Annotated in this window: 14 protein-coding genes; 7 read left to right on the forward strand and 7 right to left on the reverse strand. The window is 59.2% G+C overall.

Annotated elements, in window-relative coordinates:
- Nucleotides 1-519 precede the first annotated feature (519 nt).
- Nucleotides 520-1302, forward strand: a complete 783-nt coding sequence (locus A9Q02_RS05000) for an enoyl-ACP reductase FabI (protein ID WP_097651258.1) — start codon at nucleotides 520-522, stop codon at nucleotides 1300-1302.
- A gap of 58 nt (nucleotides 1303-1360) precedes the next feature.
- Here the strand turns inward: A9Q02_RS05000 and A9Q02_RS05005 are convergent, their stop codons facing one another.
- Together A9Q02_RS05005 and A9Q02_RS05010 are read right to left on the reverse strand one after the other, a co-directional pair.
- The gene (locus A9Q02_RS05005) at nucleotides 1361-2308 is read right to left on the reverse strand and encodes an AAA family ATPase (RefSeq protein WP_097651259.1); all 948 of its coding nucleotides are present in this window, start codon (nucleotides 2306-2308) and stop codon (nucleotides 1361-1363) included.
- Between the two features lie 46 nt (nucleotides 2309-2354).
- On the reverse strand, nucleotides 2355-4817 hold the full coding sequence (locus tag A9Q02_RS05010; RefSeq protein WP_097651260.1) for a VIT domain-containing protein: 2463 nt from the start codon (nucleotides 4815-4817) through the stop codon (nucleotides 2355-2357).
- Nucleotides 4818-4917: 100 nt separating this feature from the next.
- Here A9Q02_RS05010 and A9Q02_RS05015 point away from each other — a divergent pair, with 100 nt between their 5' ends.
- Complete coding sequence (locus tag A9Q02_RS05015) at nucleotides 4918-6228, forward strand: DUF58 domain-containing protein (RefSeq protein ID WP_097651261.1); 1311 nt, start codon at nucleotides 4918-4920, stop codon at nucleotides 6226-6228.
- 88 nt (nucleotides 6229-6316) lie between these two features.
- Here the strand turns inward: A9Q02_RS05015 and mscL are convergent, their stop codons facing one another.
- Entirely contained in the window at nucleotides 6317-6706 is a 390-nt protein-coding gene (mscL, locus tag A9Q02_RS05020) for a large conductance mechanosensitive channel protein MscL (RefSeq protein ID WP_097651262.1), read from the reverse strand.
- Between the two features lie 456 nt (nucleotides 6707-7162).
- Between mscL and A9Q02_RS05025 the strand changes: the two genes are divergently transcribed.
- From A9Q02_RS05025 to A9Q02_RS05035, 3 genes are read left to right on the forward strand one after another with little or no spacing between them, the layout of a single operon-like run.
- Nucleotides 7163-7468: a hypothetical protein gene (locus A9Q02_RS05025; RefSeq protein ID WP_097651315.1), complete on the forward strand. Its 306-nt coding sequence runs from the start codon at nucleotides 7163-7165 to the stop codon at nucleotides 7466-7468.
- 15 nt (nucleotides 7469-7483) lie between these two features.
- The gene (locus A9Q02_RS05030; RefSeq protein WP_245860359.1) at nucleotides 7484-7942 is read left to right on the forward strand and encodes a CBS domain-containing protein; all 459 of its coding nucleotides are present in this window, start codon (nucleotides 7484-7486) and stop codon (nucleotides 7940-7942) included.
- Between the two features lie 56 nt (nucleotides 7943-7998).
- Nucleotides 7999-8457: a universal stress protein gene (locus tag A9Q02_RS05035; RefSeq protein WP_245860360.1), complete on the forward strand. Its 459-nt coding sequence runs from the start codon at nucleotides 7999-8001 to the stop codon at nucleotides 8455-8457.
- Between the two features lie 77 nt (nucleotides 8458-8534).
- On the opposite strand, the gene A9Q02_RS05040 is transcribed toward A9Q02_RS05035, so the two are convergent.
- The 4 genes from A9Q02_RS05040 to A9Q02_RS05055 form a co-directional block, all read right to left on the reverse strand.
- On the reverse strand, nucleotides 8535-9620 hold the full coding sequence (locus A9Q02_RS05040; RefSeq protein WP_097651264.1) for a M24 family metallopeptidase: 1086 nt from the start codon (nucleotides 9618-9620) through the stop codon (nucleotides 8535-8537).
- A 94-nt stretch (nucleotides 9621-9714) separates the two neighbouring features.
- Complete coding sequence (locus tag A9Q02_RS05045) at nucleotides 9715-10848, reverse strand: BMP family lipoprotein (protein ID WP_097651265.1); 1134 nt, start codon at nucleotides 10846-10848, stop codon at nucleotides 9715-9717.
- An 85-nt stretch (nucleotides 10849-10933) separates the two neighbouring features.
- Nucleotides 10934-12817 (reverse strand): ABC transporter ATP-binding protein, encoded by a 1884-nt coding sequence (locus tag A9Q02_RS05050; protein ID WP_245860362.1) that lies wholly within the window; start codon nucleotides 12815-12817, stop codon nucleotides 10934-10936.
- Nucleotides 12814-14610 carry an ABC transporter ATP-binding protein gene (locus tag A9Q02_RS05055; protein WP_097651318.1) on the reverse strand — a complete coding sequence of 599 codons (1797 nt, stop codon included), beginning with the start codon at nucleotides 14608-14610 and terminating at the stop codon, nucleotides 12814-12816. The genes A9Q02_RS05050 and A9Q02_RS05055 overlap by 4 nt, the downstream gene beginning before the upstream one ends.
- 238 nt (nucleotides 14611-14848) lie before the next feature.
- Here A9Q02_RS05055 and A9Q02_RS05060 point away from each other — a divergent pair, with 238 nt between their 5' ends.
- Both A9Q02_RS05060 and A9Q02_RS05065 read left to right on the forward strand, forming a co-directional pair.
- Entirely contained in the window at nucleotides 14849-17440 is a 2592-nt protein-coding gene (locus A9Q02_RS05060; RefSeq protein ID WP_097651266.1) for an ABC transporter permease, read from the forward strand.
- A 164-nt stretch (nucleotides 17441-17604) separates the two neighbouring features.
- Nucleotides 17605-18531 (forward strand): TlpA family protein disulfide reductase, encoded by a 927-nt coding sequence (locus tag A9Q02_RS05065; protein WP_097651267.1) that lies wholly within the window; start codon nucleotides 17605-17607, stop codon nucleotides 18529-18531.
- Nucleotides 18532-18538 lie beyond the last annotated feature (7 nt).

Genomic DNA, 18538 nt, shown 5'->3' on the forward strand with positions numbered 1-18538 from the left:
TCGTACCAGAAGGCCGACCCGCCTGCAAAACCCTTTACACATGGCTCGAAATGTCTCAAAAACTCTATACGTGAAAGCCGGCCCCCGCCCCCGTAGGGGCACCCCCTCAAAGGGTTTCACCTGTTCTGGGAAGGGCTTCCCAATGCAGTAAAACGCCTCATGGGTGCGTGCCAACATATATACCGCATTGGGACGAGTTAAACCGGGGCTGTGTCTCACGAAAAGCGGTCGTTTGACCCTACTTAGTGAAACCCTTTGAAGGGGCACCCCTGGCGGGTGCCCACCAGGGTGGGGCCCCTGAACCAGGCCCGGCCCCCGCCCCCGTAGGGGCACCCCTGGCGGGTGCCCACCAGGGTGGGGCCCCTGCACCAGGCCCAACCCCCGCCCCCGTAGGGGCACCCCTGGCGGGTGCCCACCAGGGTGGGGCCCCTGAACCAGGCCCGGCCCCTACGTCATGCACAGACCCAGAAAAGTGGTAAGATAGCCCCAATTTCTCTGCCTAATGGATGGGAGACCGTAATGGGTTTGATGGATGGTAAACGGGGGCTCATTCTCGGCGTGGCGAACGAGCGTTCAATTGCGTGGGGCATTGCGCAAGCACTCCACCGCGAAGGGGCCGAGCTCGGGATCACCTATGTTGGTGAGACCCTGGAAAAACGAGTACGCCCTCTTGCCGAGAGCCTGGGGGCACCGCTGATCGAGTCATGCGATGTCAATCGTGATGAAGACATCGAGGCCCTGATGGCCAAAGCGGCCGAGGTGTTTGGCAAGCTTGATTTCTTGATCCACGCGATTGCTTTTGCTAATAAAGAAGAGTTGAGTGGCCCTTATCTCAATACGACGCGGGCGGGGTTCCTCCTGGCGATGGAGGTGAGTGCCTATTCGTTGACGGCACTGGTCAAAGCCGCCGATCCGCTGCTCAATCCGGGGGCTTCGATTATCACCTTGAGCTACCACGGCGCGCAAAAGGTGATGTCTAATTACAATGTGATGGGGGTAGCCAAGGCGGCCCTCGAAGCAAGTGTACGCTATCTGGCTGCCGACCTCGGGCCGCGTGGCATCAAGGTCAACGCGATTAGCGCAGGCCCCATTCGTACCCTTGCCGCAAGTGGCATCACTGGGTTTCGTCAGTTGCACAAAGCCTTCGCCGAAGTTTCACCAATGCGCCGCCATATCACGATCGAAGAGGTCGGCAATACGGCTCTCTGGCTCTGCAGTGATTTGAGCTCTGCCGTGACCGGCGACATTATTTATGTCGACGGCGGCTTCCACGTGATGGGTGCACCCTCACAAGAGGATTGAACTGTCCTGACGAAAACGACCAGAAGAACTGGTCGTTTTCGTCAGGACGAGCAATCGGCTAGCGAGGCACCTCGACACGGGCGAGGATGCGCCCGAGCGCGGTGTCGGGGCTCATGCCTTCGATTTCGGCTTCGGGGCGCAGGATAATACGGTGGCGATAGACAGGCCGCACCAGGGCTTTGATATCGTCGGGGGTGACGTAATTGCGCCCTTGCGCAGCAGCATAGGCTTTGGCGGTGAGCAAGAGCGCAATGCTCGCCCGCGTCGAACCACCCATGATTAGATCCGGGCTGCGCCGACTCTCCAGCGTGATGGCCCCAATATAGCTAATAATGCCGTCTTCCACCGTGATCGCCCCGATCTCTTCGCGGCACGAGGCAAGATCCGCCGGGGCGATCACGGGTTGCAGATGGGCTGCTTCGAGCCGCCGGGCATCAAAGCCACGATGGTAGCGCCGTAGGATCTCCAACTCTTGCTCGCCCGGCGGATAGTCAATCACCAGCTTGAAGAGAAAGCGGTCAAGCTGCGCCTCGGGCAGCGGGTAGGTGCCCTCGTATTCAATCGGGTTCTGCGTGGCAATCACAAAGAAGGGATCGGGCAAGGCCAGCCGTTCACCCTCAATCGTCACCTGGCGCTCTTCCATCGCCTCAAGCAACGCACTCTGGGTTTTGGCCGGGGCACGGTTGATCTCGTCGCCGAGCAGCACCTGGGTAAAGACCGGGCCACGACGCAGGCGAAATTGACCGGTCGACGGCTCGAAGATCTGCGTCCCAATCACATCCGAGGGCATCAAATCGGGGGTAAACTGCACCCGCTTATACTCGGCCCGTACGAGAAGGGCCAGCGTTTTCGCCATCAGGGTCTTGGCCGTGCCCGGCACACCCTCGATCAAGACATGCCCGCCGGCGAGCAAGGCAACAATCAACAGCGTAAAGGGTTCTTCCTGGCCAACCAGCACTTTGCGAGCTTCAGCACGGACAGCTTCGACCACGGACTGCGTTTTCAAAACGGACTCCTCAATTTGCAGGGAGGGACGAAGAAGGGACGACGCCCTACGGCCCAATCAGGATCGCGAGGGCAGCGGTCAGCGCGAAGGTCTCGCGCGTTGGGCGCAGAGGCGAGCCCGCCCCACTCACCACAGCCCCATCGGTATCACCACCAATTGTCTGGCGCCCAGGCAGATCTTCGCCGCGGATGCCGGCGGCCAGGGTGACATCACGGGCGAGCGCCGCAGCATCATTGTGATCGCAAGGCTTGCCCGCGAGAACCTGCAACGCAAGAACCACAGCCTCACCTGGTTCGCTACGGGCCGTCAACCAGGCGAGCGTGCGCGTCAACTGGGGCCGAAAATCTCCGCTACGTGGCGTATGCCCGGCCAAAACAAAGGCCAGCACCGCCAGCGCCGTCACCACCTCGTCGCCTGCCCAGGCCCCGTTGACCTCCTGCGTACGGGCAAGGAAACGCAACGCTGCCTCACGACGCATGGCCGGGCTGAGCGACGGTGAGGGTTGGCCCGTCGAGGTCGCATGCCCACCGGCCTGCTGCACGGTACGGCTAGGCCGAGGGGGGGGCATCTTCATCTGGGAATACGGTGGCGCTCCCGACAACAATGGCTGTATGCCCACTGACAATCCCCCAAAGGTATGGGCCCCGCCGAGCATCGCATCAACTGGTTCAAAGGCTTCACGCCGGGTACCCGCCGGGAGGTGTACCGGCACCAGGACACGCGCCGTAGCCCGGCGACCTTCGGCATCAGGGGGTGCCTCTTCTTCGGCGAGAAAGGCCGTATGGGCAGAAAGCAAGCCATACTCTACCGCCAGCGCACGTGCCTGGGCGTCGAGCGCAGGTGCCCGCCGTGGATCGAGCCGGGCCTGGCTCGCGAGGCGGGCGAGATAGGCGCGTGCCCAGAGGCGCGGCAAGGCCCGCCAGACACCCGTACGCTCGGGGGTCGCCGCCGAAAGATCAAGCTCAAGACGCTCACTAAAGAGCCCACGGGGCGTACGCCCGCGTACAGTCACGGTCACATACTGTGTGCGTGGACCATGGTAGCGGAGCATCAAGATCAGTGGCTGCCCGGCATACAGATCGGGTAACGGATCGGGAAGAAGATCGTCGATTTGGGCACCACCCCAATCAATGCTCAGATCACAGATCAGTGGCAGAGCCGCACGGCGCTGAAACCGCTGCACGGCTGGCTCAATCGCCTCACCAGGCACAATATACTCAACACTGCCCCGCCCCACGGACGCCAGTTCATCAAGGAGGAAACGATTGACGGCACTGCCCACACCAAACGCAAAGACCCGCGCCTCATTAAGCCGACTGGTGAGCGTGCGTACCACCTGATCCTCGTTCCCCACGGCGCCATCGGTGAGAAAAACAACGATGCGCAGGCGTAACGGATCACGTGGCTGATCGAGTGCCGCAGTAAGCGCGGCCACAATCTCGGTACCACCACGCGCCTGGATACCCGCAATGAAGGCATCGGCGGCATCAACCGAAGCCTGGGTAAACGGCAGAGGCACGGGGGCAAGCCGTTCGACATGATCATCAAAGGGAAAGATGTTGAACGTATCACCAGCATTGAGGGCACGCAAACAGGCCCGCAACGCATTGCGCGCCTGCACAATGCTATCGCCCCCCATCGAGCCACTCCGATCAAAGACAAAGAGGACTTCACGGGGCAAGACCTCATGGGTGGCCGGAGCAACCTGGGGCGTCAACATGATCAACGCGGCCCCTGGATGCCCAGCCTCACGATAGGCAAAAGCTGCCGCACGGTACTGCTCACCTGCGGGCCGATAGCGGATCACCAGATCGCGATCAGGCACCGCCGTAGCGGCCCGCAAGCTCGCCGTCACCCGGCCACCAGGCTCATGCGTCAGTTCAAACTTGGCCCCCTGGGTCTCAACCTCAACCAGACGGCCAACATCAAGGCTGATGCGCAGATCAAGCGTATGATCGGCCCCACCTTCAGGCAAAAGCGGCAAGACCCCATCCTGTGGTCGGGCCATGTGACCCGTCGGCACATAGCGGGGCAAGACGACCGTTGGCATCGCCAGGCTAAACCAGCCATCATCAAAAGGCACCTGGCTAAAAAAAACAAGGCAAGCCTCGACAAGCTCACCCGGCTGGAGATTCGCTAGTTCAATCGTAAAGAGATTTGGCCGCTCCTGAGTCACGAGCGCCGCATCGTCCCCCCGTATTGCCGCCGCACGATACGCAGCCTCGGCATCGGCCCGTTCACGCACCATACTCCGCAGAATGCGCTCACCAATGCGCAACTCAAAGCTGCTCACCGCAGCCTCGGTGGGCAGAGGAAAGACATAGAGTGCATCAAGAGGCGCCGCGTGACGATTACGAAAGCGTTGCACCACCTTCGTCTCAGCCAGAGGGCCAACCACATCAATCATGATCGTCGTATGCTCAAGGGGGACAGGCAACATGTTAGGATCGCGGGGTAACAGCATCCCACCACGAACAGGTGCATCAGGAGCAAGCTCAGGGCGAACCATCGCAGACCTCCTTGTTCTTTTGCCAGGCACACTTCACCTGCATTATGGCACGTCAAGACGATCGTTTCAAGAGCGAGAAATTCACGGTACAATAGGGCCTATGTTGCCAACACCACGCCTTCTTACCTTGCTCTTGCTCGCCGCCCTGCCGATTGCGCTTAGCGCATTTGCGCCAGCGTTGCTCTGGATTGCGATGCTCTATCTGGGGGTCGTTGGGGTCGTCGCGATCAGCGATCTGGTGCTCATGGCGCGGCCACAACAGATTGAGGTGGAACGCCTGCACGATCCGCAGCTCTCACTAGGGGCCGAAAATCTGATCACCCTCCTGCTCGCCAATGCCACACCGCGACCAATTGTCTTTACCTTACGGGATGAAAGTCCGCACGAGTTTCCTGTGGATCAACCATTTCTCAGCGGAGTGATCCCGCCCTACGATATCTACGAGGCACGCTACCATGTGCGTCCCCTGCGGCGTGGTGACTACCAGTTCGGGGCGGCAGTGATGCGGATCACCGGGCCAATGGGGATGCTCGTGCGCCAGATTCGCTATCCGCTCACTGCAACCGTGCGCGTCTACCCGAACGTCCTTGAACTCAAAAAATATGACTTGCTGGCCCGCAAAGGGCTGTTGCACGAACTCGGTTTACGGGTCTCGCGGGTACGCGGGCAAGGGGGCGAATTCGAGCGGCTGCGTGATTACACGACCGACGACGAATTTCGGCGAATCAACTGGAAAGCCAGCGCACGAAGGGGCAAACTGATCGCCGCCGAATATGAAGTTGAACGCAGTCAACACGTTGTCTGTGTGATCGATTGTGGACGACTCATGGCCCCGCCTGTTGGCGAACTGATGCGCCTCGACTATGCGGTCAACACCGCGCTGATGTTGAGTTATGTCGCGGGGCTCCGCGGGGATCACGTCGGCCTGCTTGCCTTTGCTGACCAGGTACGCCGGTACGTGGCCCCACGACGGGGCAAACCCCACTTTCAGCAGATCCTCGAAGCGCTCTACAACCTCCAGCCTGAACCAGTCGAGGCCGATCACGGAGTTGCCTTGAACTACCTGGCACGGCGGCAGCGGCGCCGCGCCCTGATCGTGCTCTTCACCGACCTTGCGACCCCCGAAGCGACCGGGGCACTGGTGACGCACCTAACCCGCCTGGCGCGACACCACCTGCCCCTCTGTGTCACCATCAGTGACCCCTTCATCACCGGGGCAGCCGGGCGACCAGCCAACGACAGCAGCGCCCTGTACGAGCGTGCCGTGGCCGAGGGTTTGCTCGACGAACGGCGCGCCCTCCTTGATCGCCTCCAACGCGGTGGCGTGCTGACTGTTGATGTCCCTGCTGATCGTCTCAGCGCCGGGGTTATCAACACTTACCTGCGCCTAAAAGCCCAGGGACGCCTCTAAGACGGATATTTGACGCAAAGGCGCAGAGACCCAAAGGTTTGATGGATCTGCAGACGCAGCTTTGCGCCTCTGAGCCTTTGCGTCAACCCTACCGTTTGAGCGCCTCGAGCTGCTGCTTTTGCAGATCACGAATTTCCGTCAAGAGCACCACGTCGGCCGGAGTTGGGGCCGGCGGAGGCGGGGCCGCAGCAGCCCGCGCAGCCAGCGCTGAGAAGGGACGGACAATCACAAAATAGATCACCGCCGCTTTCAAGATAAACGTCACCACCGCCGACAGAAAGACACCCACAGGAAAAACCCCAAACTGGATTAACGCAAGATCATCCCCTGCACTCCCCAGGATGATCGCCAGCAAGGGATCAACAAACGCAACAATGAACCCATCCACCACACTGTTAAATGCCGCCCCGATGATCACCGCCACCGCCAGATCAACGACATTGCCCCGCAACAGAAAATTCCGAAATCCCTGCCACATAGCGTATCATCCTCCCAGACAGCTTCGCTTCGCTGGCTTGTGCGACCAGCGAGGCACCGAGTACCCTAACGTCCCTGAGTGGCCTGTATTCCTGGCAGCACGGGCGGCCCGCCCGCTGGTGCTCTCGAAGCGGGCGGGCCGCCCGCGCTCCCAGGCTCGCAGCCTTGTCATGCTGAGCGCAGCGAAGCATCTCTGCCATCTGAACGCCTGATACCCTTCGCTGTGCTCAGGGTGACAAGACCCTAGAAACCGTACGTTACAGACTATATCATACCCATGGGCGGCAAGCCCAATGCGTATCATACGCCCTATCTCACAAGCAAGCAAACACATAGCGAACAAATCTTAACGCCTGGTTGTGGGCAGTTTTCACCAGAAGAGGTCTGCTTCTGGTATTATGAGCATAGTTTCACAATCTCAGAGTGTGAGAGCTACTCTGGACGGAAAGGCAGTTTCATGGCCCGCCCGAAACGACCGCCACACCCAATGCTCAAAGTGGCACGTGACCATCTCGACAAGCTCGACGGCGAGCTACGTGATGAACCTATCCACTTGCGGATGCTTGACGGCCCCCCTGGTGCGCCACGCTATGCTGTCTACGTTGGTGCTTGCGAGCGCGAAGGCCCTTGTCCCTTCGGTGTTGAACATCAACATCCCTGCCCGGTACTTGATTGTAGTTTGCGTCACTCGCTGCGGATGCTCCTTGATCGCGAGGGCAATCTGGTGGAAGTCTTACGCAGCGGTGTGCAGTGGACCGCGTGATCGGAGAAGGTACATATGGACAGCGTTCGCGTCTGGATGAGTGCGCCCCCGGTACTTGCCCGTGATACCATGACCCTGCCGGAAGCACGGCAGTTGTTGACGGAACTCAATATTCGGCGACTTCCCGTCGTTGATAGCGAGGGTGATCTGCTGGGGATTGTGACAGAAGGGGATGTTAACCGTATTTCCGACTCGGCTGAGGGCGATCTCGCCGAGTACAGTATCTACTACCGGGTCAAAGATCTACCGGTACGTGAGTTTATGCGCCGCCCGGTGTTGACCGTGACGCCCGATACCTGTTTACGTGATGCTGCGCAATTGATGATTACGCACCATATCCATGGCGTTCCCGTGGTGCTTGGCAAACGGGTGATTGGGGTCATTACGGTGTCAGATCTGCTGCGATGGATGGTCAACTCCGAAGAAGATTGCGATACGCCACCGCTGACTCCGAAGTCGCATGGACGTGACTAAATCGTCTATGCTGCGCCATCCTCGCCGATGACGATGAGGTTGGTGTAAAGAGGTCTATGATGTATAATCACATTCTCGTTCCACTTGATGGCTCACCCCTGGCCGAACAGGTACTTCCGCATGTTCACGAACTGGCCGCCAACACTGGCGCAACCAGGATCACCCTGCTGCGGGCTGTTCCACCTATCTTTACCACCAGCGTTGATTATAGCGGCATGCTCGCGACGACCACCACCGATACCCTTGAAACAATGGAGAACGAGGCCCGCGATTACCTCGAACGCATTGCCGCTCAGTTTCGCGCCGAGGGCTATGCGGTACAGATCGAGCTTAGCTCACTGCCCGCCGCCGAGGCGATCCTTGACTATGTCGAGAATCGACACGTCGATCTGATTACCATTGCGACCCATGGCCGCAGTGGGCTTAGCCGCTGGGTCTTTGGCAGCGTGACCCAGAAGGTTGTGCAGGTCTGTCCCGCGCCGGTGTTTGTCTTCCGTCCCCAACACGACGATTAGATCTGGCTTGATCGTGATGAGCCACGAAAAGCGGCCCCGGGCGTACGCCCGGGGCCGCTTTTCGGTGAGCCCAATGTTTACCGACGTAGTTTGGGAGCCTGCGACAAAACCTCGCATCCTCCATCGGTAATCAGTACCAGATCCTCGATCCGCACACCACCCCAACCTTCCAGATAGATACCTGGTTCAATGCTCGTGACCATCCCCGAACGCAGCGGTTGGCTAGGTACCAACGGGTTCTCACGGCGCAAGCCCGGACCTTCGTGAATATCCAGGCCAACCCCATGGCCGAGGCCATGGCCAAAATGATCACCATAGCCGGCTTCCACAATAAGATCCCGCGCAAGGGCATCGGCCTTGTGGGTCAAAAGCCCTGGACGAAGGCTCAGAAGGGCCGCTTCCTGTGCTTTCAGTACCGTCTCGTAGATCGTCCAGAAGCGCGCATCAGGCTCACCAAGCACAATCGTCCGGGTCAGATCAGCGTGGTAGCCATCGATCCGTGCCCCCATATCAATCACAATCGGCTGACCAGTGCCCAACGGGGCGTCACCGGGCGTTGCATGGGGCAGGGCGGCGTTGGGGCCAGCGGCGACAATGATCGGGAACGAGACCGCCTCGGCACCGCCCACCCGCATCGCCATCTCGAGCATCCACGCTGCCTGACGCTCGGTGGTATCAGGCGTTAGCCGCTCGATCACAGCCGTAATGGCCGCATCAGTCAACGCAATCGCCCGCTTCAACGTGTTGATCTCGGCGCTATCTTTGATCTCGCGCAGCGTCTCGACTATTCCTTCAACGGGCACCAGTTCACACGCAGCCCCGACTTCTTTCTGCAGACTCCGGTATTCAGCCACTTGCATGTGCGCCGCCTCGATGCCGAGTTGTGTCAAGCCAAGCTCAACAACGGCATCACGTAACAGCGTCGGAAACGGGTTGCCAGGATTAACAACTTGACGTACCTCAAAGGACGGGGCCTGCTGCCCAGCTTGCAAAAGATACCGGCTATCGGTAAATAAGAGAGCTGTGGTCGGTGTGACGAGCAACCAGCCGTACGTCCCCGTGAAGCCACTGAGATAGCGCCGATTCGTTGGTGCGCTGATGAGCAACGCTGGCAGCTTCCGTTCCATAACCATCACCCGCACACGTTCGAGGCGGTGCTGCATACAACCTCCGTTGATAGTGTGCTGATGGTGCGCAAACGACCAGCGTTGCTGGTCGTTTGCGCACCATCAGCACGATTGTTTGTCGTCGATAGCGTTAGGGAGTGAAGGGATTGGACTCAGGGATCTGCTCACTGATCAGATCGCCGCTCGCCGGATCAACCCCCGTATTCAGGCTGCCATCGGCCAGGGCCGCAAAGATCTCGTCGAGCTTGGCCTGCATCGCCGGGGTCACCGACTCAGCTGCCATGTGGAAATCGGCCAGGCCCACACCATCGCCAGCGGCATCGAAGAGCGCGATACCGTTACCCTCGAACGTGCCCTCAACCACCGCCTTGACTTCATTGTAGACTGCTACGTCCACACGCTTGATCGCACTCGAGAGGATGCGGTCAGCCCCAGGCGACGCGCCGTTGGCAAACGTGGTCACAAACTCGTCCTGGTCAACGCCGATCACATATGCGCCACGCTCAGCCGCAGCCTTGATAGCACCAGTTCCCGTCGGGCCACCGGCACCAAAGATGACGTCGGCGTCATCACTGATCATCTGCTCGGCCGTCGAAGCGCCAAGCGCCGGATCAATGAAGGTGGGCAGGTAAACACCCAACAGGTTGATGTCGGGGCGGACATAGCGGGCACCATTGTCAAACCCGTGGCGGAACTTCTTGACCGGAGGAATCTCCTGGCCAGCCACGATGCCGATCGTGCCACTCGCGCTCACCATCGCCGCCAGGGCACCGGCCAGGAAGCCGGCCTGGTCTTCACGGAACTGCAGACCAACCAGGTTGTCCGTCACGCTCCCAGGGACATAGAACTGGTCAACCCCGATGAAGACAATCTCGGGATGAGCCGCTGCCGCCGCCTGGGTTGCATCGGCAATCAAGAAACCAACGGTGATGATAACATCAAAGCCCTCATCCACAAAGGTCTGGATGTTGGCTTCGTAGTCGGCCTGCGCCTGAGTCTCGATAAAGCGATACTCAAGCCCAAACTCCTGAGCGGCTTGCTCAGCGCCCTTGTGGGCAAACTCGTTGAAGGTACCGTCGTTGACTTTGCCCAGGTCAGTGACGAGAGCAATCCGTAGAGAATCTGCTGGGGGCTCAGGAGCCGTCACTTCGGTCGGAGCCGAGGGAACGTCCGTGGGTTGCGTGGCCGTCTGACCACCACATGCAGCGAGCAAGGGAATGATCAAGAACAGCACTGCCAGCATCGAAACAAACGATTTACGCATGGTCTTTTGTGCCTCCTCCATTATCAACGATGGCAAGAACGTTGCCTTGCCTGCCCGATTATAGCATACCCTCACGACCCGCACATCATGCGGCCTGTGGCTCTTCTTCCCCGTGGAACTGACTCATATAGAGCGCATAGTAGTCACCACGCAAGGCAAGCAGTTGTTCGTGGGTGCCTCGTTCCACAATCTGGCCGTCTTTGACCATCAAGACGAGGTCGGCGTTGCGGATCGTGCTGAGGCGGTGCGCGATGACAAAGCTTGTGCGACCTTCCAACAACTGGTCAAAGGCCTGCTGGATCATCCGCTCGGTGCGGGTATCAACACTGCTCGTCGCTTCGTCCAGAATGAGGATGCGCGGGTTCGCAAGCGCCGCACGGGCAATCGCAATCAACTGGCGCTGCCCTTGACTCAAGCCGCCCCCTCGCTCGCCAAGCACGGTCTGATAACCATCGGGCAGGCGCTCGATAAAGGCGTGGGCCGAGGCAAGTTGTGCCGCCGCAATCACTTCTTCATCAGTCGCCTCAAGACGCCCGTAACGAATATTATTCATCACTGTGTCCGAGAAGAGAAAGGCATCCTGCAAAACAATGCCAATCTGCGAACGCAGACTCGCCGCGGTCACGTTGCGCACATCGTACCCATCAATCGTCACCCGCCCCTTCAGCACATCATAGAAACGCGGGATGAGATTGATGATCGTCGTTTTGCCAGCGCCTGTTGGTCCGACAATCGCGACCATCTGCCCCGGTTTGGTCACAAAACTGACCCCTTTGAGCACCAGCGTACCTGTTTGATAGGCAACCTGCACCTCTTCAAAGACGACCTGGCCCTTGATCTGTGGCAATACGACGGCATCAGGAGCATCAACAATCTCAGGTTGTTCATCAAGCAGGCCAAAGATGCGCTCACCACCGGCAATCGCACTCTGGATATTTGTCCAGAGCACGGCAATCTGCTGGATGGGCTGGTTGAAGCGTTGCACATACTGGATAAAAGCAAAGATCAGGCCCACCGAGATGACGGTCGTGCCAAAGAGGGGTTGGTTGCGGAGCAAACTGAGGCTGCCGACAACAACAACAATCGCAATCGCGACATAGCCGAGGGCCTCAAGTACCGGGTTGAGGGCGCTGGTGAAACTCGCGGCACGAACATTGGCATCACGGTTGGCCGCGTTGGCCCGCCGAAACGCCTCGATGCTCTCGGCTTCACGACTGAACGCCTGTACCTCACGTGCCCCCGAAATGCTCTCTTGCAGCCCGGCATTGACACTGCCCATCTCGCGGCGGCTCTTCCGAAACGCCTTGCGCGCCTCACCCGAGAAGTAGAAGGTCGCCCAGGCCATCAACGGCACAATGCTCAGGCTGACCAGCGCATACGGCACATTTGCGAACAGCATTGCGCTCATCGTAAAGACAATGCCCATGATGCCGCTCACCACGCTCAAGAGGGCAAAGCCGAGCACCTGCTGGATCGTGTCGGTATCGCTTGTGATCCGGCTCATGATATTGCCCGCTTCGTTGCGCGTGTAGAAGCCAAGGGAGAGCCGGTGAATCTGGGCAAATGTGTCCTCACGCAAGCGGCGCAGGGCGCGCTGCCCCGCCCAGTTCATCGAGTAGAAGGCCAAGCCCTGTAGCAACGAACCACCGACAAAGAGCCCGGTCAGCAACAACACGATCACGCCCAACCCTGCCGCACGGTCTTCGAATGTCGCCGCCGGATCGACGGTGCCATACCAACACGCGGTTGCATTGGGCAGCAAATAGCAATCAACCGCCTGCCCAATCAGGCCAGGCGTCAACACCTGCATCACCGTGCTGAGCACCAGCAGAATCATGGTCAAAACCACCGCATACCACCAGGGCCGAAAATAGACCCAGAAACGTGCCAGGGTGACGCCAACCCGTTTTGGTCTCTCGGTTTCGGTATTGAGCATCCGTCCAGGGCCACCTGGTCCACCCATCATCATAGGTTTGTTTCCTTGACCAGCTGCGAATGATAAATCTCAGCGTAGATCGGGCTATGTTCCATTAATTCGGCATGCGTGCCAGCCGCAGCAATGCGCCCCTGGTCAAGCACCAGGATCTGATCGGCACGCAAGACCGTGCTGATGCGCTGGGCAATCACAACGCTCGTGCGACCTTCCATCAGCGTATCCAGCGCCTGCTGGATCGTTGCCTCGGTTTGGAGATCGACACTGCTCGTCGAGTCATCCAGAATCAAGAGGCGCGGATCGAGCAACAGCGCACGCGCAATCGCAATGCGTTGCTTCTGACCACCCGAAAGCGTCACGCCCCGCTCGCCAACCTTCGTTTGATACCCTTCAGGCATCGCCGCAATAAAGCTATGCGCCGCCGCTGCACGCGCTGCCGCTTCAACTTCGGCCTCAGTCGCCTCAGGCCGTCCAAAGGCGATGTTATCGCGCACCGTGCCACTGAAAAGGTTCGTCTCTTGCAGCACAATGCCAATCTGCGAACGCAGACTATCAAGCGTTACGTCACGCACATCGTGGCCGTCAATGAGCACCGCCCCCTCAGAGGCATCGTAAAAACGCGGCAACAGGTTGATAATCGTCGTCTTGCCGCTGCCCGTTGCCCCAAGCAGCGCAATCGTCTGCCCAGGTTCCGCCACAAAACTGACCTCCTTGAGCACCGGATCACCCGTGCCAAGATAACGAAAGGTCACGTTGCGAAACTCCACCCGCCCGTTGAGCAGCGGCAACGGCAGGGCACCTGGTTTATCTTCAATCTCGCTCTGCGCATCAAGCACTTCGAAAATGCGCCTCGCCGAGGCACTCGCCTGCGCAACAAGCGTAATAATGAACCCAAGCTGACCGAGCGGGACAAAGACGTAGGTCAGGTAGAGGCTGAACTTCTGATACCCCCCCAGTTCAAGCGTTCCTCCCAGAATCTGACGCCCTCCAAAGTAGAGAATCGCCACCTGCCCAAGTTGCGCCACCAAAAAAATAACTGGAAAGAGAAAAGAAAAGACCTGGTTAATCCGCAACTGCTGTGCCATCAAATTCGTGGCTGCAACATCAAAGCGCTGCTCTTCATACGGCTCACGGGCAAAGGCCCTGACCACCTTCAAGCCCGCGAGATTCTCTTGCAGGATCGTATTGAGGGCCGATAACCGCTCTTGCACGACCGCAAAGAGTGGCTGGCTCACCCGCCCAAAAAAGATAAAGAGGGCCAGGGCAATCGGTAGCAAGGGCATCACGACAAAGGTCAAGCGCAGATTGGTAAAGGCCAGGATGATCAACGCCCCGGTGAGCAACAGAAACGACGAAGCGGCCAGCACAAGACCCTGGGCAATGAAGGTACGGAGACGTTCGACATCATCAGTCGCCCGGATCATCAACTGACCAGTCTGATTGCGATCATAGTAGCTAAATGAAAGGCGCTGGATCTTGGCAAAGATCGCGTTGCGCAGATCAAAAGCCAGTCCCTGCGACGTTGTCTCAGCCATAAACGCCTGCACAAATGAAAAAGCCCCGCGCAAGAGGGCAAAGAGCAAGATCAAGCCCGCTGCATTAAAGACGAGACCCTCAGCCGTACGAATATCGCCTCCCGTCTGGCTTGCCAGAGTCACCGTATCGATCATGTTTTGAACCAGCACAGGCACCACAAGTTGCGCCAGCGTTGCAACAATCAAGGCACTATAGGCAATGGCTGTTGTCCGTTTATGTCCACCAAGAAAGCGGATGGCACGCATCAACGCCCCCGGTGCTCGTGGGCGAGCAGGGGTTCCCTGTTTCATCATCTGGCCTTGCACACAAAATCTTTCTTGACCGTGGTGATGCGATCAATCACAACTGTCATCAGCGAAGGTACGGCCCGAAGTCGCTTGCTCCGAGAACTATCTAATATGCCATTGTAGCACAACAACGCATGTAGAAATAGTGGTATGCTGCATATATGGCCTCTTGCTCGGAGCCTGGGGCGATACACACCTATGCTGGATGCTGGCTGTTTGCGCCAGCCTAGATAACACCTACTCTATGTCACCTCTCTTGTGGCGCACATCGCTGCGCTATTTGCTCCGCCATCCGTGGCAGTTCGGGCTCTGCCTGCTTGGGGTAGCCCTTGGCGTCGCGGTGGTGGTTGCCATCGATCTGGCCAATGCCAGTGCTTCACGCGCTTTTGCGTTAAGCACCGAGAGTGTCACCGGGCAGGCTACGCATCAAATTATCGGTGGCCCCTCAGGGCTTGACGATGAACTCTATCGACAGATCAGGGTTGAACTGGGCGTCCGCACCTCGGCACCGGTCGTCGAGGGCTATGCCCAGTTACCTGCTTTAGACAATCAGACGGTGCAACTGCTCGGGGTCGATCCGCTAGCCGAGGCCCCCTTTCGGTCGTATCTGGCCCCTGAAGGGGGGACGGCGGGCGATGGGGGCGCACTGGTGGGCTTGCTTGCGACGCCCAACGGTGTCCTGCTCGCGACAGAAACAGCCCAACGCGCCGGCGTTTCCCCCGGTGACACGTTGGTCATGCGCATTGGGTCGCGTACGGTCGATCTTCAACTGGTCGGTGTCCTTGAACCTTCCGATGACTTGAGCCGCCGGGCACTCGAGAGTCTTGTCGTGGCCGATCTTGCGACGGCTCAGGAATTGCTCGCTCTGGTGGGTCAACTCAGTCGAATTGATCTGATTCTGGGCCAAGAAGATCCGGCCTTCGCGCGGATCGAAGCTATCCTGCCACCAGGGGCCGATCTGGTCCCCGCAGCCTCCCGAACCAACGCCCTCGAACAGATGACCCGCGCTTTTGAACTCAACCTGACGGCGTTGAGTCTGCTGGCCCTGATTGTTGGGATGTTCCTGATCTACAATACGATCACCTTTAGTGTTGTCCAGCGCCGGATGCTGTTGGGCACGCTACGGTGCGTCGGCGTCACACGGGGCCAGGTCGCGACCCTGGTGCTCGGCGAGGCGTTTGTGATCAGCATCATCGGCTCGCTCGCCGGGCTGGTGCTGGGCACAATCCTGGGGCGTGGTCTGGTGGGCTTGGTGACCCAGACGATCAATGATCTCTATTTTGTGGTCACGGTACGCAGCCTCAGCCTTGATCCGCTGGTACTGCTCAAGGGGTTTGTACTCGGCGTCGTTGCGACGCTTGCGTCGGCGGCGGTGCCTGCCTTCGAGGCGATGCTAACGCCGCCACGCACCGTCTTGCGTCGCTCGAGCGTCGAAGAGCGCGCCCGTCGCATGGTGCCCCTGCTCGCCCTCGTTGGCCTGGTGATGCTTGCCCTTGGGACGGCCCTGCTCTTCTGGCCTGCCGGGATCAATCAGCAACTCGGCGGGCTCTACCTCGCCTTTGCCGCCCTCTTTACGATCATCATTGGCACGGCCCTGTTGACCCCCTTACTGACCGTAGCAATGATGCGGCTCGTGCGTCCTGCGCTCGGCAGGGTCTTTGGCTTGCTCGGGCGGATGGCTGCCCGCGATGTAGAGGCAACGCTCTCGCGTACCGCAGTGGCCGTGGCAGCGTTGATGATTGCCGTCAGCGTAACCATCGGGGTTGGCCTGATGGTCGGCAGTTTTCGCCAAACCGTCATCGTCTGGCTCGAGCAGAGCCTTGGGGCGGATATCTACGTGGCCGCCCCGGGGGCAACAGCCAATCGGGTTGATACGGCGCTTGAGCCAGCCCAGATTGCCTTGCTGACTAGCGTCGAAGGGGTCGGAGCAGCGACGCGGATGCGTAGTGTGCAAATTGACACCCCAACCGGGCCGACGACGGTGATCGCGATTGATGCTGAAGGTGAGCGCGGACGCGACTACCTGCGCTTCAAAGTCGGGGGCGATGCCGCAACCTGGTTCGCCTGGGAAAACGGGGCCATCCTGATTTCTGAGCCCCTCGCCTTTCGGACGGGCCTCGGTATCGGCGATCAACTGAGCCTCCGCACGGATCGTGGGCTACGCGACTTTCCGATTGCCGGTATCTACTATGACTACACCTCGGATCGTGGTGTGATTCGGATGCACTATGCAACCTATCAAGCCAACTGGGACGATACGACCATCTCGTCGCTTGCGCTCTACGCCGCACCAGGCGTACCAGTTGATGAACTGGTCACCCGGCTGCGCGCTGCCGTCGCCACACCCAATCCCGATGGGACGGCACCGCCCTTACTCAACATTGGCTCAAACGTGAGCCTGCGCGAAGGCACGCTCGCCATTTTCGACCGCACCTTCGCGATCACCGCCGTACTGCAAGTCCTCGCCACCATTGTCGCCTTTATTGGCATTTTGAGCTCGCTGATGGCCTTGCAACTCGAACGCGCTCGTGAACTGGCCGTCTTGCGCGCCAACGGCCTGACTCCAGGGCAACTCTGGGGGGTCGTTGTGGGGCAAACCAGCCTGATGGGCCTCACCGCCGGCCTCTTTGCCGCCCCGCTTGGGTTTGTCCTGGCGTTGATCCTCGTCTATGTCATCAACCTGCGTTCCTTCGGCTGGACGCTCGATCTCACGGTCGAGCCGGCCTTATTTCTCCAGGCCCTCTTCGTCTCACTGATCGCTGCCATCCTGGCCGGGATCTACCCCGCACATAAAATGAGTCGTACCAATCCGGCTCTCGCCCTCCGTGAAGAGTAGCAAGTCTGGCCCACCCTGCTATAATGCAGGGTGGGCCTACGGCCCCCAAGGATTGCTTGTACGTTGGTGCTGTTGGCCAGTTTCGCTGGCCAATAGCACCAACGTGACAACCCGGTTGAAGGGCTGCCGCCCTAAAAAGGCCGGTCTTAGTTGGAGCAGAACGTATGACCACATCCACCACCATCCGTATGTTCGTGCTGACATTGCTTGTGCTGGGTCTGCTCACAGGCTGTGGGCAGACGTCAACGCCAACGAGCAACCCAACAACCCCTTCGCGAGGTCAGGGGGCGATGGTGCCCGTCCTGGCGCTGTCAGAACTAGCCCCCGGGCCAAACCGTATCGCGGTGGGCGTGTTGCAGGATGGCAGCCCGATCAACGATCCCGAACTGAGCCTCCCGATGCGCTTTTTCTACCTCGATGACGGCAACACGGCAGAGGTGCGCAGCGAGTCAACCGCTGTCTATCGTGGTGAGGGACTGCCCTTTGGTCTCTATGTCGGCTACGCGAGCTTTGATCAGCCCGGGGCATGGGGCGTCGAGATTACGCTACCTCAGGCTGAAGGCGAGCCGGTTGTTTCACGGTTACGGCTCGATGTGCTCGCCCAACCACAGGTACCTGCGGTCGGCATGGCAGCTATCCCGACCAACAACTTGACGATCCGCGATCAACCCGATCTGACCCGCTTGACATCAGATGCGCGGCCTGATGCCGATCTCTATCAGATGACGATCAGTGAAGCCATTGCAGCCGGACAACCTTTTGTCGTCACCTTTTCGACCCCTGGTTATTGCCAGACAGCCGTCTGTGCGCCCAATCAGATGGTACTCAAACAACTGAAAGACCAGTATAAAGGCAGCATCAATTTCATTCATGTCGAAGTGTACGCCTATCCGTTTGGCGAAAACTTCCAGGCCCAACGGTTTGTTCAATCAATGCGCGACTGGAAGCTCCGTACTGAGCCGTGGACGTTCCTGGTTGATGCCAATGGCATTATTCAGGCCCGGTATGAAGGGGGCCTCACGTTTGCCGAACTGGAACCCGCCCTGGCTCAGCTTGCGGCTGGAGAACCAATTACCCCTCCTAGTGAATAGTCGCCCT

This window comes from Candidatus Chloroploca asiatica, from assembly GCF_002532075.1.
Lineage (GTDB): Bacteria > Chloroflexota > Chloroflexia > Chloroflexales > Chloroflexaceae > Chloroploca > Chloroploca asiatica.

What these genes read in the sequence shown, in the direction of transcription:
- A9Q02_RS05045 (WP_097651265.1), bottom strand. Translation starts at nt 10,848, where the DNA reads ATGCGTAAATCGTTTGTTTCGATGCTGGCAGTGCTGTTCTTGATCATT.
- A9Q02_RS05065 (WP_097651267.1), top strand. Translation starts at nt 17,605, where the DNA reads ATGACCACATCCACCACCATCCGTATGTTCGTGCTGACATTGCTTGTG.
- A9Q02_RS05030 (WP_245860359.1), top strand. Translation starts at nt 7,484, where the DNA reads ATGGACAGCGTTCGCGTCTGGATGAGTGCGCCCCCGGTACTTGCCCGT.
- A9Q02_RS05010 (WP_097651260.1), bottom strand. Translation starts at nt 4,817, where the DNA reads ATGGTTCGCCCTGAGCTTGCTCCTGATGCACCTGTTCGTGGTGGGATG.
- mscL (WP_097651262.1), bottom strand. Translation starts at nt 6,706, where the DNA reads ATGTGGCAGGGATTTCGGAATTTTCTGTTGCGGGGCAATGTCGTTGAT.
- A9Q02_RS05025 (WP_097651315.1), top strand. Translation starts at nt 7,163, where the DNA reads ATGGCCCGCCCGAAACGACCGCCACACCCAATGCTCAAAGTGGCACGT.
- A9Q02_RS05050 (WP_245860362.1), bottom strand. Translation starts at nt 12,817, where the DNA reads ATGATGATGGGTGGACCAGGTGGCCCTGGACGGATGCTCAATACCGAA.
- A9Q02_RS05035 (WP_245860360.1), top strand. Translation starts at nt 7,999, where the DNA reads ATGATGTATAATCACATTCTCGTTCCACTTGATGGCTCACCCCTGGCC.
- A9Q02_RS05015 (WP_097651261.1), top strand. Translation starts at nt 4,918, where the DNA reads ATGTTGCCAACACCACGCCTTCTTACCTTGCTCTTGCTCGCCGCCCTG.
- A9Q02_RS05040 (WP_097651264.1), bottom strand. Translation starts at nt 9,620, where the DNA reads ATGCAGCACCGCCTCGAACGTGTGCGGGTGATGGTTATGGAACGGAAG.
- A9Q02_RS05000 (WP_097651258.1), top strand. Translation starts at nt 520, where the DNA reads ATGGGTTTGATGGATGGTAAACGGGGGCTCATTCTCGGCGTGGCGAAC.
- A9Q02_RS05060 (WP_097651266.1), top strand. Translation starts at nt 14,849, where the DNA reads ATGTCACCTCTCTTGTGGCGCACATCGCTGCGCTATTTGCTCCGCCAT.
- A9Q02_RS05055 (WP_097651318.1), bottom strand. Translation starts at nt 14,610, where the DNA reads ATGATGAAACAGGGAACCCCTGCTCGCCCACGAGCACCGGGGGCGTTG.